This window comes from Rhodoferax sp. LB1P47, assembly GCF_056521445.1.
The window spans coordinates 125,778-141,840 of record NZ_JBWMAU010000010.1 but is presented as its reverse complement, the minus strand read 5'-3'; the positions used below and the strand labels follow the sequence as shown (position 1 = coordinate 141,840).

Annotated in this window: 12 protein-coding genes; 3 read left to right on the top strand and 9 right to left on the bottom strand. The window is 62.7% G+C overall.

Annotated features, from left to right (window positions below; genetic code table 11):
- Positions 1-15: 15 nt before the first annotated feature.
- The 6 genes from AC0969_RS12980 to AC0969_RS12955 form a co-directional block, all read right to left on the bottom strand.
- A complete protein-coding gene (locus AC0969_RS12980; RefSeq protein WP_479624558.1) occupies positions 16-1,077 on the bottom strand; it encodes an HD domain-containing phosphohydrolase in 1,062 nt (353 codons plus the stop codon).
- Entirely contained in the window at positions 1,074-3,590 is a 2,517-nt protein-coding gene (locus AC0969_RS12975) for a PAS domain S-box protein (RefSeq protein ID WP_479624557.1), read from the bottom strand. Before AC0969_RS12975 ends, AC0969_RS12980 begins: the two co-directional genes overlap by 4 nt.
- 137 nt (positions 3,591-3,727) lie before the next feature.
- Positions 3,728-5,857, bottom strand: coding sequence for a protein-disulfide reductase DsbD family protein (locus tag AC0969_RS12970; RefSeq protein WP_479624556.1), 2,130 nt, complete (start codon positions 5,855-5,857; stop codon positions 3,728-3,730).
- Between the two features lie 37 nt (positions 5,858-5,894).
- Positions 5,895-6,212: a DUF167 domain-containing protein gene (locus AC0969_RS12965; RefSeq protein WP_479624555.1), complete on the bottom strand. Its 318-nt coding sequence runs from the start codon at positions 6,210-6,212 to the stop codon at positions 5,895-5,897.
- A gap of 31 nt (positions 6,213-6,243) precedes the next feature.
- Positions 6,244-6,627, bottom strand: coding sequence for a YkvA family protein (locus AC0969_RS12960; RefSeq protein ID WP_479624554.1), 384 nt, complete (start codon positions 6,625-6,627; stop codon positions 6,244-6,246).
- Between the two features lie 276 nt (positions 6,628-6,903).
- Positions 6,904-7,908 carry a sodium-dependent bicarbonate transport family permease gene (locus AC0969_RS12955; protein WP_479624553.1) on the bottom strand — a complete coding sequence of 335 codons (1,005 nt, stop codon included), beginning with the start codon at positions 7,906-7,908 and terminating at the stop codon, positions 6,904-6,906.
- Positions 7,909-7,992: 84 nt separating this feature from the next.
- On the opposite strand from AC0969_RS12955, the gene AC0969_RS12950 reads away from it, so the two are divergent.
- Positions 7,993-8,913 (top strand): LysR family transcriptional regulator, encoded by a 921-nt coding sequence (locus tag AC0969_RS12950; RefSeq protein ID WP_479624552.1) that lies wholly within the window; start codon positions 7,993-7,995, stop codon positions 8,911-8,913.
- A 301-nt stretch (positions 8,914-9,214) separates the two neighbouring features.
- On the opposite strand, the gene AC0969_RS12945 is transcribed toward AC0969_RS12950, so the two are convergent.
- Entirely contained in the window at positions 9,215-9,604 is a 390-nt protein-coding gene (locus AC0969_RS12945; protein ID WP_479624551.1) for a YkvA family protein, read from the bottom strand.
- Positions 9,605-9,687: 83 nt separating this feature from the next.
- Here AC0969_RS12945 and argG point away from each other — a divergent pair, with 83 nt between their 5' ends.
- Positions 9,688-11,034 carry an argininosuccinate synthase gene (argG, locus tag AC0969_RS12940; protein WP_479624550.1) on the top strand — a complete coding sequence of 449 codons (1,347 nt, stop codon included), beginning with the start codon at positions 9,688-9,690 and terminating at the stop codon, positions 11,032-11,034.
- 288 nt (positions 11,035-11,322) lie between these two features.
- A complete protein-coding gene (locus AC0969_RS12935) occupies positions 11,323-14,673 on the top strand; it encodes an EAL domain-containing protein (protein WP_479624549.1) in 3,351 nt (1,116 codons plus the stop codon).
- Positions 14,674-15,035: 362 nt separating this feature from the next.
- Here the strand turns inward: AC0969_RS12935 and AC0969_RS12930 are convergent, their stop codons facing one another.
- Together AC0969_RS12930 and AC0969_RS12925 are read right to left on the bottom strand one after the other, a co-directional pair.
- Positions 15,036-15,428, bottom strand: a complete 393-nt coding sequence (locus AC0969_RS12930; protein WP_479624548.1) for a hypothetical protein — start codon at positions 15,426-15,428, stop codon at positions 15,036-15,038.
- A gap of 175 nt (positions 15,429-15,603) precedes the next feature.
- A complete protein-coding gene (locus AC0969_RS12925) occupies positions 15,604-16,047 on the bottom strand; it encodes a universal stress protein (RefSeq protein WP_479624547.1) in 444 nt (147 codons plus the stop codon).
- Positions 16,048-16,063: the final 16 nt, after the last annotated feature.

Sequence of the window (16,063 nt, the reverse complement as noted above, 5' to 3'; positions counted from 1 at the left end):
GGCGATTGCCGAAAGTTAGCTGGGTTCTTTAAAGCGCTCGCGGATGGCGAGTAGGTCGGGCAGGCACTGTTCAAAATGGGCGGCGACCACGGGGTCGAAATGCGTGCCTGCGTTGTCGTGGATCCAGCGCACGGCTTCTTCTACGGACCAGGCTTTTTTGTAGGGCCGTACCGAGGTGAGTGCGTCAAACACATCGGCCACCGCCACGATGCGGCCCGCCAGCGGTATCGCGTCGCCAGCCAAGCCCTGCGGGTAGCCGCTGCCGTCCCACTTTTCGTGGTGGCTGCGGGCGATGGTGCTGGCCAGTTGCAGCAGGTCCGAGTCGCCGTCGTCCAGGATGTGCGCGCCAATGGCGGCATGGGTTTGCATGGTTTCCCACTCACCGGGCTCGAACTTGCCGGGTTTCAGCAAAATCGCATCGGGGATGCCGATCTTGCCGACATCGTGCATCGGGCTGGCGTGCAGCAGCAGCTCGCAGTCGGCGGGGCTCCAGCCCATGCTGAGGGCCAGCCGGGCGGCGTAATGGCTCATGCGGATGGTGTGCAGGCCGGTTTCGTTGTCGCGGTATTCGGCCGCCCGGCCCAGCCGGTGCACCACTTGCAGGCGGGTGCGGTGCAGGTCTTCGGTGCGGGCGCGGACCATGTCTTCCAGCACGGCTTTTTGGTCGTGCAGCAGGCGGTGGGCGCGGTGGGCGTCGAGCAGGTTGCGCACCCGCATCAGCAGCTCGACCCGGTCAAACGGCTTGCCGACAAAGTCGCGGGCACCGGCGGCCAGGGCCTTGACCAGGTACTCCCGGCCCAGTTGGGCGGTCAGGATGACGATGGGCGGCAGCAGCGGGTCGTTCAGCGCCTGGAGCTGGGCCATCACCTGGTAGCCGTCCAGGTGCGGCATGTTGATGTCGAGCAGGATCAGGTCCGGGCGGGTTTGCTGGTAGCGCTCCAGTACCTCGCGCGGGTCTTGCACCAGCACCGGGGGGCGGTAGCCCTGGCCGGTAAGTAGTTTGTCCAGCAGCTTGAGGTTGACGGGCTCGTCGTCTACCACCAGGATGCGGGCCTGGTCCATCGGTTCAGGGGTCATGGGGCGTCTTCCGGTATGCGGCTTGCCAGGCAGCGGTCTACGGCCAGCAAAAACGGGCCTATGTCCAAGGGTTTGGTCAGGTAGTCGGCAAACCCGGCGGCCATGCCGCGCGCCAGGTCGCGGGGCATGGCGTTGGCGCTGATGGCGATGGCGGGAATGGCCTGCAAGCGGGCATCGGCTTGCAGCACGCGCAGCACCTGGTAGCCGTCCATGCCGGGCATGTTGATGTCGAGCAAGACCAGGTCGGGCCGGTGCGCCTGCGCCAGCGCAAGGCCGAGTTCGGGGGTGTGGGCGGTGAGCAGGTCGATGTGCGGGCGCAGCGCCATGGCCTGCGCTACCAGCTTCAGATTGACCGGGTTGTCGTCAATGCACAGCACGCAGTAGCGCTGGGCCACGGTATCGGGAGCGAGCGAGGGGCTGTGGCTGGCGGGGTCGATGGTGCTGGCGCTGGTGTCTTGGGGCAGGTCGATCCAGAAGGTGGTGCCCACGCCCAGTTGGCTGTCTACGCCCACCTCGCCGCCCATCAGATCGACCAGGCGGCGGGTGATGGTCAGGCCGATGCCGGTGCCTTCGATGCTGCCAAACTCGGCGCCCAGGCGGTTGAACGGCTGGAACAGTTCTGCTAGCCGTGCCGGGGCAATGCCGGCACCGGTGTCAGTGACGCTGATGCGCAGCGTCGCCGGGGTGGTGGCCTGCACCGCGACGCGGATGTCGCCGCCGGCCCGGTTGTATTTGACGGCATTGGAGAGCAGGTTCAGCAAGGCCTGTTTGCAGCGCACCCGGTCGGCCCGCACGGTGGCATCGGGGGCGATGTGCAGGTGCAGGCGGATCTGCCGGGCATCCGCTAGGGGCTGCACCATCTGGCGGCAGTCTTCGACCAGATGGCCCAGGTCTACCGGCTCCAGCGACAGGTTGACGTGGCCGGATTCGATTTGCGCCAGGTCTAGTACTTCGTTGATCAGCGTCAGCAAGTGGCGGCCGCCCTTGAGGATTTCGGCCACGTTGTCTTGCTGGTCGGGGTTCAGGTCGCTGTCGTATTCCAGCATCTGGGCAAAGCCGAGGATGGCGTTCATCGGCGTGCGCAGCTCGTGGCTCATGCTGGACAAAAAGTCGGATTTGGCCTGGTTGGCCCGCTCGGCGGCTTCTTTGGCCTGCGCCAGTTCATTGCGGCGGGCCAGCTCCTGGCTGAAGTCGCTGAAGATGTTGAAGATGTACTGGATGCGTCCGTTGGCATCGCGGATCTGGTCGATGTTGCTGGTCGAGGTGAATTGGCTGCCGTCTTTGCGCTGGAACGGTAGCTGTCCAGCCCAGTCGCGACCGACCAGCATGGCCTGCATGATGCTGCGGGCATAGTCTTCTGCGCAGTCTGGGGGCAGGGCGCTCCGGAAGGGCTGCCCCATGATTTCGTCGTCGGAATAGCCCAGCGCCAGTGCATGGGCCTGGTTTTGGTACAGCGCTTTGCCTTGGCCATCGGTGATCACCACGCACTGGCTGCTGGCATCGAAAACCCGCCGGAACAGCGCCATCCGGTCCTCGGCCAGCTTGCGCTCGGTAATGTCGGTGACGAAGGCGATGAAGTGGTAATGGCGGCCGGTTTTCAGGGGTGAAATCGACACCTCCACCGGAAACTCTGCGCCGTTGCTGCGCAAGGCGGTGGTGGTAATGCGCTGGTTCATGCGCTCGCCGTTGCCCGTGGCAAAAAACTGCGCCTTGGTTTCCCGGTAGGCGGACCGGAAGCGCTCGGGGATCAATGTATCGTCGAAAAACAGGCCCAGCATCTCGCCTTGCGGGCGGCCAAAAATCAATTCGGCGCGCAGGTTCCAGTCGGTGATGCGGCCCATGTCGTCCAGCCCAATGATGGCATCTTGCGATGCGTTCATGATGGCCCGCATTTGGGCTTGGGAAGCCAGCAGATTGCGCATGCTTTGGTGGGTATTGCGGCCCACCATCACCATCGCCCCCAGCCCGAACAACAGCACCAGCCCGATCAGCGGGCCGAGCGGGTCGTACGGGGTGCCCAGTGTCAAGACCAACACCTGGGGCAGCAGCGCCATCACCAGAAAGCTCTGCATGGCCGGGCGGTGTTCGGCCACCGAGGTGGCGGCAACCGCGCAGGCCACCAGGGGGATGCAGGTTAACAACGCCAATTCAGCGCCTTGCGACTGGAGCATCAGCAGAGTGGGACCGACCGCCCATGACGCACCATTGCACAGCGCCTGGGCCGTCAGCAGGTGCTGCCAGCGGGCCAGGGTGCGCGCGGTAGGCTGCGCATATTGAAAGGCTTTGCAGATGGCATAACTGGCACCCGCGCTGGCTAGCAGCGCCAGCAGCCAGGCCGTCATCACCGGGGCCGGAAAACTCGGCCAAATCAACCAGCGGATCACGATCACCGTGACCAGCGTCAGCAGCAGGTTCAGGGGCTGGCGGGCATAGGCGGTGTACAGCAGCCGGGTGTCTACATCCAGTTCCCGGTGCGGGTTGAGGAGGGATCTGGAGTGAAGGTGGTTACGCATGGCGTGGTGCGGGGTGGGCTACACCAGGGCCTCTTTTGCGAGGGGGGATTGTCAGCAACCGAAGTAGGAACATGGCGTAAACCGTTTTGACATAGTTTTCGACACGATTATGCCGATTGCTATGCGGTCCACCGTGCCTACAAACGTGCAATAGCCGCCCGTAAGTCGGCCACAGTCAACACCTCTGACAAAACCTGCGGCGCGCTGCCTGCCTTGTACAGCACATACACCGGCACGCCGCTGCGGCCCAGCTGGCCCAGCGCGGCGGTGATGGCGGGGTCGCGGCGGGTCCAGTCGGCGCGCAGCAGCTGCACGTTTTTGGCCACCAGATCGGCCAGCACGGCAGGGTGGGCCAGGGTGGTTTGCTTGTTGTACTGGCAGGTGACGCACCAGGCGGCGGTGAAGTCCACCATCACCGGCTGGTCCATCGCCAGGGCCTGTTCCACGCGGCCCGGTGCCCAGGGCTGCCAGCGCTCCGATGCCGCCACGCTGCCTGCTGTGGGCGGGGTGTTTATAAGATTTTTGCCTGTAGCGCCTATTACACCTGCGAGAGTAGCTATCGAAAGTGTAGCAATCACCCAGCGCGTGCGCCCGGCTAGCCCCAGCGCCCACAGCACCGCCGCCACCGCCACCAGCAGCAATAGCAGGCTGCCAGCGCCGTCAATCCCGCTTTGCTGGCCCAGCACCCACACCAGCCAGGCTACGGTGGCAAACATCGGGAACGCCATCAGCTGGCGGAAAGTGCCCATCCACGCGCCGGGCCGGGGCAGCCGCCGGGCCAGAGCCGGGCTCAGGCTGGCCAGCAGGTAGGGCAGGGCCATGCCAAGGCCCATCGCCGCGAAGATCGGCAGTGCCTGTGCTACCGGCAGGCCCACCGCCAGCCCCAGCGAGGCCCCCATGAACGGCGCGGTGCAGGGCGAGGCCACGGCCACCGCCAGCACGCCCGACAAAAATGCGTTCAACGCCGGGTTGCGGGCTTGCATGCTGGCCACCCGGCTGGGCACGAACTGGCCAAATTCAAACAAGCCCGCCAGATTCAGCCCCAGCACGGTAAACAACACCGCCAGCCCCGCCACCACCGCAGGCGACTGCAACTGAAAGCCCCAACCGAGTTGCTCGCCCGCTGCCCGCAGACCCAGCATCAAGCCCCCCAGCGCCAGAAAGGACAGCACGGCCCCGGCGGTATAGGCCAGCCCGTCCATACGGTGGGCCCGCTTGTCGCCCGCGTGCTGGGCAAAGCCCATGAGTTTGATAGCCAGCACCGGGAACACGCAGGGCATCAGGTTCAAGATCAACCCGCCCAGCAGCGCCCCGAGCAGGGCGGCCGCCCACGACAGGCTGGGCGCGGCAGCGGTTTTGGCACTATTGGCCTCCAGCGCAGCGGTGAGCGCAGGCGACAGGGTGGGCGCGGCCACGGTGCGCGGCCACTCGCCTTGCACGTCGGCCACGGTGCGAAAACCCCGGCCATCGGCCGTGGCCAGCACCAGCGGCATCTCGGTGGGGCTTTGGCTGCGCATGGCGGTCAGCGGTGCGGTGGCGGACCAGACCGGGCCGTCCCAGCGCTGGGTGATAGTGGCGGCGGGGGCGGTGATTTCCGGGGTTTCGGGGAACAGCTCCAGCGTTTGGCCACGCAGCGCGGCGGGCAGGTCGGCCACGGTGACGGTGAGTTCCGCACCCTGCACCTGCACCTTGCTGCGCGCTTTCAGGTTGGTGGGCTGGGCGGCCAGGGCCACCTCAAATGCGGCGGCGTGCATGCCGGTGGAGCTTTTGACCGGCAGCTTCAGCACAAAGTCGCCCTCTTCGGGAATGCAGACCTTGTGGCATACCAGCCAGACGGCGTGCAGCTTGATTTCCAGGTCGTTGGCCAAGAGCGGCGGCTTGAAGTCGGGTGCAATGGTCAGCGGCACCGGCAGCAGTAGCGTGTCTTTATAGCCATAGTTGGCCAGGTTGCCGAGCGGCATTTTGCGCGGTGTACCCCAGGCGATGTCGCCCGCCGTCACGCCGGGCGGCAGCGTCCAGCTCAGGCTGGTCGGCAGGCCCGAATCGCCGGGGTTCTTCCAGTAGGTGTGCCACTCGGGTTGGTGCGCAATTTGCAAACCCACCCACACCGGCTGGCCGGGCTGTATGCCCTGCGGTGCGTGGGCCAGCAGCTCGGCGCGGACCTGCGGCGTGGTGACGACAGAATTTAAGCTGTTTTGGGCACTAGCGCAGATAGGGAGTGCGCTAGTAGCTATTAAAAGTAGAGCGGTGAGGAGGCGGTGCAGCATGGTGGATGGGAGTGTGGGCGGGCGGCAAAGTTCCGGCTCAGGGGGCGGTGAACACCGCAGGCAGCTTCTTCGGCGCGGTGATGCGCAGTTGTTTGTGGATGCTTTCCTGGCCAAACACCACCTCGATGTCCGCCACCGCTACGCCAAACAAGGGTGCGAGGAAACGCACCATGTGGTCCGTCGCCTTGCCGTTTTTGGGCGTGGCGGTCACGCTGACCTTGAGCTGCGTGCCCATAGGCTTGGCAATCGCGTCGCAGCAGGCCGAGGGCTTGCCCAGGATGTTGACGATCAGCACGTCGCCATCCCAGGCAAAAAAGGAGTCGCCGGTGGCGTTGCGTGGGTGGCGTGGAGGCATGGGGGGGATTTTAGGAGGCAGGTGTGGCCCGCTACGGCAGCCACCACCAGGCCGCAACCCCCAGCGCGACCCACACCGCCACGACAAGCACTGCCCCGAGCCAGCTGCGGGGCTTGGCTTTTCTGGCCAGCATCCACGCGTCGGCCTGGTCCCGGCACTCCAGCAGCACCTCGGGGGGCAGCAGCCGGATGGTCAACCAGATCAGACCCGGCAGCAGCAGCACATCGTCCACATAGCCCAGCACGGGGATGAAGTCGGGAATCAGGTCAATCGGGCTCAGCGCATACGCCACCACCAAGCCGCCCAGCGCCTTGGCGTACCACGGGGTGCGGGGGTGTTGGCTCGCAAACCACAGCGTCACGCCATCGCGTTTGATGCGCCGGGCCCAGGTCTTCAATGTGTCATGGATGCGCATAAGGTGTGGGATAGATGGCGAGCGTCTTGGCTGTGGCGCGCAGGAAATGCAGTTTCACGGGGTGCTGGGTTCGCATGTCTGCGCGGTTTCTAACTTTAAACCAAGGTCGCCAAAGCCCAATCAATGTCCCTGTGGGGTGGTCCCAAGCGGGCTCTTTGCGCAGTAGTTCGTCAACTTGGTATGCATGCCCCGTGAAGCGGCTGTCGCTGCCACCGTGATGTGGTTTTAGGTGCCCCCCGGCTAGGAGCGAAGCCCCTGAGCAGGGAGATGGATTTACTACAGCAGCGCCCGCGCCAGGGCCGTGTAGATCGGAATCCCGAAAATCAAGTTCAATGGGAAAGTCACGCCAAGGCTCAGGCCGAAGTACAGCGACGGATTGGCCTCTGGAAGCGCGTACCGCAACACCGCCGGCACGGCTATATACGATGCGCTTGCCGCAAGGACCATGAGCAAGGCAGCGTCTCCAGCGGGCAGGTTCAACAGAAGCGCCAGGCCCAGTGCGAGGCCCGCATGCACTATCGGCCCGAGCACGGCATAGGCGATCAGCACCGGTGATTTGCCCCGAATCTGGGGCAGATTGCGCGCCGCCATGAGGCCCATGTCGAGCAGGAAAAATGACAACATGCCTTTGAACAGGTCACCCGTGAACGGTTGCATTGCCGTCTTTCCGTCGTCACCCGTGACCATGCCGATGGCCATCGCTCCCAGCAACAGCAACTGCGCGCCATCCGTGAAGGATTCGTGCAGGATTTTGCCTACAGACACACCCGGCTTGGCCGGTTGGCCGCCAAGGGGGCTGGATTCGCTTCCTGGTTCGGTCGCCACCGGCATGGCCTTTTGGCGCAGACGGTTGGCAAAGACGATAGCCATGATGATGGCGGGCGACTCCATCAACGCCATACCTGCTGCCATGTGCCCACCATAGGGCACATTCTGGTTCTCTAAATACTGGACGGTCGTCACAAAGGTCACTGCGCTGACGGACCCGTATGTGGCGGCAACCGCTACGGCATCAAAGCCGGAAACAAATCGCCGCAGGAACCAGTAGCCCAACAACGGAATAATGATTGCGAGCGCAATGGCGGCTGCAAGACTGGTACCGACGCTGGCCGTCAGCCCAGAATGGGACAGCGCAAACCCTCCCTTGAGACCCAAGGCCATCAACAGATACAAGGACAGAAACCGCGAGATGGCGGGTGGAATTTCGAGGTTGGACTTGACCGCCCCGGCCAATACACCAAAGACAAAGAAAAGGATTGCGGGATCGAGTAAGTTTTGCATAAGGGTTCTCCTTGTGCGCATCTTAAAAATAAGCATCTACTTTGTAAAATCGATTTATATGCGTTTGAGAATAGATAAAAGTCTATGAATATTACTTTTCGGCAACTGAGACTGTTCCTGGCTTTGGCCGATACCGGTAGCGTGAGCGCGGCTGCCAAGGCCATGCATGTCACCCAGCCCACGGCCTCCATGCAGCTCAAAGACGTTGCCCAGTCGGTGGGTCTGCCGCTCTACGAGCTCGTGGGGAAGAAGATTTACCTCACGGATGTGGGCAAGGAGCTGGCCACTACCGCACGCTCGGTTGCCCAGACGTGGGATGCCTTTGAGCAGGGCGTGGATGCGGTCAAGGGTTTGTCGCGAGGCAAGCTGCGGGTGGCGGTGGTGAGTACCGCAAAGTACTTCATGCCGCGCCTGATTGGCAGTTTTTGCAACCAGCATCCGGGTATCGATGTGGCATTGCAGATTCTCAATCGCGATGGCGTGGTGCACCGCTTGCGCGAGAACCTGGACGACCTCTACATCATGTCCATGCCACCGACTGACATGGACTTGAGCGACGAGGTGTTCATGCCCAACCCTATTGTGGTGATTGCGCCCACTGCAGACCCACTGGCCACACGCAAACGCGTACCCTTGCACGAACTCGCGCAGCGCCGCTTCATTCTTCGAGAAAAAGGATCCGGCACCCGCATGACCAGTGACCAGTATTTCCGCACATTGAAGTTCAGACCCGATGTCCGGTTGGAGCTGGGCAGCAATGAAGCCGTGAAGGAGTCGGTCGCGGGTGGACTGGGTGTGGGGGTGGTATCGCGCCATGCCCTGCATGGACTGAAAAAAGAGCACGGGGTCAGCGTGATCGATCTGGAGGGCTTTCCTTTGCCCTCCGCTTGGCACATCGTGCACCCGGCGGGTAAGAAATTCTCGCCATTGGCACTGGCGTTCAAGCAGCATTTGCTCGAAGAGGTGATTCGCCGCAAATGGAATAGGTCTGTCATGGCGCAATGACGGCTGCTTGACTTGGGGCCCCACCTGCTGCCTCGCTACTTTGCCCGCCACAAAGAGCCTACTGCTGGCACAGCGAAGTTTGTGAATAAAATAGGTCTCTGGCGCAATGCCCATCTGCGTAAGCAGCTATGAATAATGTAGTAGTCTGCGCCGTGTACTGCCCCAGTGGCAGGGCTACCCGGTTCCCGTCTATGTGCGCACCGAAACCCCCTTGCCACCGGCCAAGATGCAGCGTTTCATCGGGTTCTTGCAGGAGCACCTGGCCCGCCCGCCCCGGCTTAGGGCAACGCTAAATGCGCTGTCAGCCCCACGGCATCCACCACCATGCCGCCGCCCCCAGGGCCACCCACACGGCCAAGACGATCACCGCTCCGAGCCAACTACGGGGCTTGGCCTTTCGGGCCAGCAACCACGCGTCGGCTTGACCTCGGCATTCCGCCAGCACATCGGGCGGCAGCAGCCGGATGGCCAGCCAGATCAGGCCCGGCAGCAGCAGCACATCGTCCACATAGCCCAGCACAGGTATGAAGTCGGGAATCAGGTCAATCGGGCTCAGTGCATACGCCACTACCAGGCCTCCCAGGGCCTTGGCGTACCACGGCGTGCGCGGGTGCTTGCCCGCAAACCACAGCGTCACGCCATCGCGTTTGATGCGCTGGGCCCAGGCTTTGGTGTGTTGGAGGAGGTGCATGCGGCTGGAATGGTGAGAAGACAGGCGGACTGTAAACCCGCGTCATTTAACATCGAAGGTTTCGCACTGACCCAGAGAACACCATGGTTGCCAATATTCTGCAAAAACTCCCCGCTGGCGAACGCGTCGGCATCGCTTTCTCCGGGGGGCTGGACACCAGCGCCGCCGTGCACTGGATGCGTGCCAAAGGGGCGATTCCCTGCGCCTACACCGCCAACCTGGGTCAGCCCGACGAGTCCGATTACGACGAAATCCCCCGCAAGGCGCTGGCCTACGGTGCCGAAATGGCGCGCCTGGTCGATTGCCGCCCGCAGCTGGTGGCCGAGGGCATTGCCGCCATCCAGTCGGGGGCTTTCCACATCAGCACCGGTGGCGCCACCTACTTCAACACCACCCCACTGGGCCGGGCCGTGACCGGCACTGCGCTGGTGGTGGCCATGCGCGACGACGGCGTCAACATCTGGGGCGACGGCAGTACCTACAAGGGCAACGACATCGAGCGCTTCTACCGCTACGGCCTGCTGTGCAACCCCGACCTGCGCATCTACAAGCCCTGGCTGGACCAGCTGTTCATCGACGAACTGGGTGGCCGCAAGGAAATGAGCGAGTACCTGGTGGCCCACGGTTTCGACTACAAAATGAGCGTGGAAAAGGCTTACTCCACCGACTCCAACATCCTGGGCGCCACCCACGAAGCCAAAGACCTGGAGTTTTTGAACGCCGGCATGCACATCGTCAAGCCCATCATGGGCGTGCCCTTCTGGCGCGACGACTGCGTGGTCAAGGCCGAGTCGGTCACCGTGCGCTTTGAAGAAGGCCAGCCCGTGGCACTGAACGGCCAGACCTACCCCGATGCCGTGGCCCTGATGTACGCCGCCAATGAAATCGGTGGCCGCCACGGCTTAGGCATGTGCGACCAGATCGAAAACCGCATCATCGAAGCCAAGAGCCGTGGCATCTACGAAGCCCCCGGTATGGCGCTGCTGCACATCGCCTACGAGCGCCTGGTGACCGGCATCCACAACGAAGACACCATCGAGCAATACCGCGCCAATGGCCGCAAGCTGGGCCGCCTGCTGTACCAGGGCCGCTGGTTCGACTCGCAATGCCTGATGCTGCGCGAATCCGCCCAGCGCTGGATCGCCCGTGCCATCACCGGCGAAGTGACTTTGGAACTGCGCCGTGGCAACGACTACTCGCTGATGAACACCGAGAGCCCCAACCTAACCTACCACCCCGAGCGTTTGACCATGGAAAGCGGTGCCGGTGGCTTCACCCCGGCAGACCGCATCGGGCAACTGACCATGCGCAACATGGACATCGCCGACACGCGCCAAAAGCTGGCGGTGTACACCCAGGCAGGTTTGCTGGGGAATGGCTCGGACGCGGCGGGTGTGGCGTTGATCGCGAATCCCGGCGGCACGCTCTAAGCAAGCCTGCTTTTGCAAAACCCGGCGGTTGCAAGACTAGCCGGGTTTTTTCATGCCGTTTTAGGGGCCATCGCGATGGACTAACAGTTTTTCCAACTGGGGCAGTTTGAGTCATACGCCGTCGATTAGCGGAATCCGCTGTCGTGCACAAGTTGGAGTGGCTTGACGGCTGCCTAGGCACCCGAGCCACGAAGTAGCCCGTATTTTCCTTGACAAGGGGGAAAAACATATAGCCACAAGGTCTATATAGTGCCGAAAATCAAGACCATTTCGAAAAAGGGGCTCTCCATGCTTACAGCATCCATCCCTTCAGACGAGCCCGAGCGCTTGCTAGCGCTCAAACGGCTGAATATTCTCGACTCGGAGCCTGAGCGCGAGTTCGATGCTTTGGTGGCGACTGCCGCATTGGTTTGCGGTGTACCCATCTCGCTCGTCAGTCTGATCGACAGCAATCGCCAGTGGTTCAAGGCCAACGTGGGCTTGCCGGGTGTTACCGAGACCCCGCGCGATGTGGCGTTCTGCGCGCATGCCATTCTGGGCGAAGGCGTGTTCGAGGTACCCGATGCCTTGGCCGACCCTCGCTTCGCTGACAACCCGCTGGTTGCTACGGCACCCGACATTCGCTTCTACGCCGGTGCCACGCTGCGCATGAGCGACGGTGCACACGTCGGCACCTTGTGTGTGATTGACCGGGTTCCCCGAAACCTCACCGACCAGCAGCGTGAAGCACTGCGTCTTCTCGCCATCGCGGCAGTACAGGCGATGGAATCGCGCAAGATGGCCCGTGCGTTCGTGGCCAGCGAGATACGGTTTCGCACCTTGAGCGAGGCATCTCCATTGGGTGTGTTCGCTGCCGATGCCTCTGGCGCGTGTACCTATACCAATGCACGGTGGCAAGCCATCTACGGCTTGGGCGAACAGGAGGCCCTCGGCAACGGCTGGAGCCGCATGCTGCACCCGGACGATAAGGCGGCCGTCTTTGCGCAATGGCAGCGATCCGCCATGCTCAAGGTCGAGTTCGATATGGAGTTCAGGTTGCGTCACGATGCAGGTACGGTCCGCCATGTTCGCTCTATTTCTCGCCCGGTGCTTGATGCGGATGGCGAGGTGACAGACTACGTGGGCTCGGTGGAGGACATTACGGAGCGCAAGTTGCAGGAAGAGACGCAGCGTAAGAGCGAGGAATTGCTCAATCGCACGGGTGCATTGGCGCACGTCGGTGGCTGGGAGCTTGATATTGCCAGCAGCCGCATCGTATGGTCGGAACAGACCTGCCGCATCCACGGCCTGGAACCCGGCTACCAGCCGCAGCTTGCCGAAGCGATCGATTTCTACGCGCCTGAAGCCCGGCCAGTGATTGAGGCTGCCGTGGCAAAAGCGATGGCAGACGGCGGGGGGTGGGACTTGGAGTTGCCCTTCATCCAGCGCGGCGGGCGGCGCATCTGGGTGCGTGCAGTGGGCCATGCCGAGTTCGAGGGCGACCAGCCAGTGCGGCTGCTCGGTGCCTTTCAGGACATCACGCAAAGCGTGCAACAACGCCAGTTGCTTGAGGTCGCCCAACAACGGATCACCCTAGCCGCCGAGCATGGGGGCATTGGCATCTGGGAGCGTGACCTGCAAACCGGCGTGCGTCTATGGGGGCCACGTAATTACGAGCTATTCGGACTGCCAGCCGATTGCCAGGACGACCCCTCCGAAGTATGGGCCCGCCACGCCCATCCCGGCGACATTGCAGCAGTGGAGCAGGCTATGCAAGACGCTATTGCACGCGGTACCCGGCTGGAAGTCGAATTTCGCGTTGTGTGGCCCGATGGCAGCATTCACCATTTGCACGGCGCTGCCCGCGTTACCCGTGACAGCCGGGGGATCCCGGAAAAACTCATCGGGGTGAACTGGGACATCACGCCGCTACGCGAACTCAACGCCCGCCTGGCCGAACAGCACGAATTGCTACGTGTGACCTTGCAGTCTATTGGTGACGCGGTGATCACTACGGATGCGGACGGCCGAGTCACGTGGTTGAACCCAGTCGCTGAGCGCATGACCGGCTGGCTGTCCGCCGAAGCAGTGGGGTTGTCGGTCGCGCAGGTTTTTCATATCGTCAACGCAGAAACCCGCCAGCCGGCAGAGAGTCCGGTGGCCATCTGCCTGCAGCAAGGCACTATTGCGGGTCTCCCTAACCACACGGTACTCATTGCGCGCCACGGCGAGGAGTTTGGTATCGAGGACTCCGCCGCGCCCATTCGTGGCCCCGGCGGCGACATCCTTGGCGTAGTGCTGGTTTTTCACGACGTGACCGAGCAGCGGCGCCTCTCCGGCGAGATGAGCTACCGGGCCACGCATGACGCTCTGACCGGGCTGGTGAATCGGGCCGAGTTCGAGGCGCGGCTGCGTCGCACGCTGGACAAGGCGCACGAGGACAACAGCCAACACGCCTTGCTGTACATCGACCTCGACCAATTCAAACTCGTCAACGATGCCTGCGGTCATTCGGTGGGCGATCAACTTTTGCAGCAAGTGGCCAAACTGCTCAGAGAGGCGGTTCGCGCCCGTGACACCCTCGCGCGGCTGGGCGGCGACGAGTTCGCCGTGATTCTCGACCACTGCACGGCAGAACAGGCAGGGCGGCTGGCGCAGCAAATCTGCGACCGCATGGAGCAATTTAGATTTCTGCACGACGAGCGGCGGTTCAGGATCGGCACCAGCATTGGGCTGGTGCCCGTGGACAATCGATGGGCCAACACGGCGGCCGCCATGCAGGCGGCCGACACTTCGTGCTACGCAGCAAAAGAGGCCGGACGCAACCGCGTACACGCATGGTTCGATACCGACCTGGCGATGCGCGCACGCCACGGCGAGATGCAATGGGCCTCTCGGCTAGAGCAGGCACTGGATGAAGAGCGATTTGCCCTGTACGCGCAGCGGATCACGCCACTCGATAGCCACAGCACTGGGTTGCATGCCGAAGTGCTGATTCGCCTGCTGGATACCGATGGCAGCCTGATTCCACCGGGTGCCTTCTTGCCAGCGGCGGAGCGCTTTCACATGGCTACGCGCATCGACCGATGGGTGCTCAAGCGGGCGGTGCAGCACATTCAGGCCTTGCCAGAATTGGCGGTATTGGACACTTTGTGCATCAACCTCTCGGGGCAGTCAGTGGGCGACCGGGCCTTCCATCGCCATGCCATCGACGCACTGGCCGAAGCCGGCAGCGCGGTGTGCCAGCGTATCTGTCTCGAGATCACCGAGACCGCAGCGGTTACCAACATGACGGATGCGGCCATCTTCATCGAACAAGCCCGGGCGCAAGGTGTTCGGATTGCCCTGGACGACTTCGGTGCGGGAGCTTCTTCATTCGGCTATCTGAAAAACCTCAAGGTTGATTTGCTCAAGATCGATGGCAGCTTCATCCGAGACGTGATCGATGACCCGCTGGACGATGCCGCAGTGCGCTGCTTTGTTGACGTGGCACGCGTGGTCGGAGTCAAGACCGTCGCCGAGTTTGTTGATCGGCCAGAGGTTCTTCAGCGGGTCCGTGAGATAGGTATCGACTTTGCCCAGGGATTTCACTTGCACAAGCCCGAACCTATTGAGAACATGTTCGGTGTTCACTTGCTCCACGCTAGCACTACCGTCTAGGCCGTTGGTGGGGTCCGCTGCCTTGCCATTGGCCCAAGCGTCAATGGCGAGGGGCACACGGATGTCGCAGCGCATGTTGTTGAATCTGCGGATGAATTGACCTTTTGGTGCAGTATTTGAGCGCTTGGAGTGCTATAAAAAATGCAGTAGACCGCGCCCACTGCTAGCTAGCCCCGATGGGTTCCCGCCAGAACCGATTTCCCGTGTTGCTCAACATCGAAGGTTTCGCACTGATCAGCGACACCATGGTTGCCAATATTCTGCAAAAACTCGCCCGCTGGCGAACGCGTCGGCACCGCTTTCTCCGGGGGGCTGGGCACCAGCGGCTCCAGCACCACGCTGATCGCCAACCCCGGCGCGGTCTAACCCCCGGTTTTCAGCACGTAGCCCAGCGCCACGGCCAGCGCCACCAGTCCGGCGCTGACCCATTGCAGCCGCTTGCGGTGGGCTTCGGCGCGCTGCACCAGCTCGGTGTTTTGCTGGGCCAGTGACTGGATGAGTTCGGTAGAGGTTTGCATCTGCGCGTGCAGCTCGGCGGTCTGGGCTTCCAGCGTGAGGATGCGGGCCTGCAGCTGGGCCAGGATGTCGTTTTCGGTGTTCAGCACCACCGGCGCGGGTGGGGTGTAGTGGGTCGCAGGCGGCTTTTTGGCCACGGTTTTCCAGAGCTTTTTCGCCCCCTCGGCCACCACCGGGGCAGAGGCAATCACCTCGGCCCACGGAACCGTCTTGAGCAATGTGAACCAGCCAAGCGCCATAACCATCCCTTTTCAAAAGCAAAAAAACCCACCACGCATGCGGTGTGGGATGCCCACAGCGCTGGCGAGGTTCCCTTTATACGCGGAACCCTACGCCGATCGCGTGGCGGGATGGCTTAATTTGCTATCAATTAAATAGCTTTTAGCGCATGTTAAATATGGGCTGGAGGGTGATTCAACGTAAAACTAGCACCGGCGTGTGCGAATGCGTCAGCACCTGCTGGGTTTCGCTGCCCAGCAGCAGGCGCTTGATGCCCTTGCGGCCGTGCGAGGCCATGACGATCAGGTCGGCGTGGTATTTGGCGGCGGCGGCGATGATGCCCTCGGCCACCAGTTCCGAGCGGACCACCACGGCCTGCGCGCTGACCCCTTCGGCTTCGGCTTTGGCTTTGTCGGCGTTGACGATGGTTTGCCCCTCGTCGATCCAGCGCTGCTCGATCTCGGCCTCGTCTTCCATGCTCACCGGCATGGAGCCCTCCACGTACGAACGGGCGTAGAACGGCACAATCTTCACAATCACCAGCGTGGCCTTGGTGAGTGCGGCCAGGGCGATGCCACTGGTGACGGCTTTTTGGGACAGTTCCGAGCCGTCGGTGGCGACAAGAATGCTTTGGTACATGGTGATCTCCGGTAGT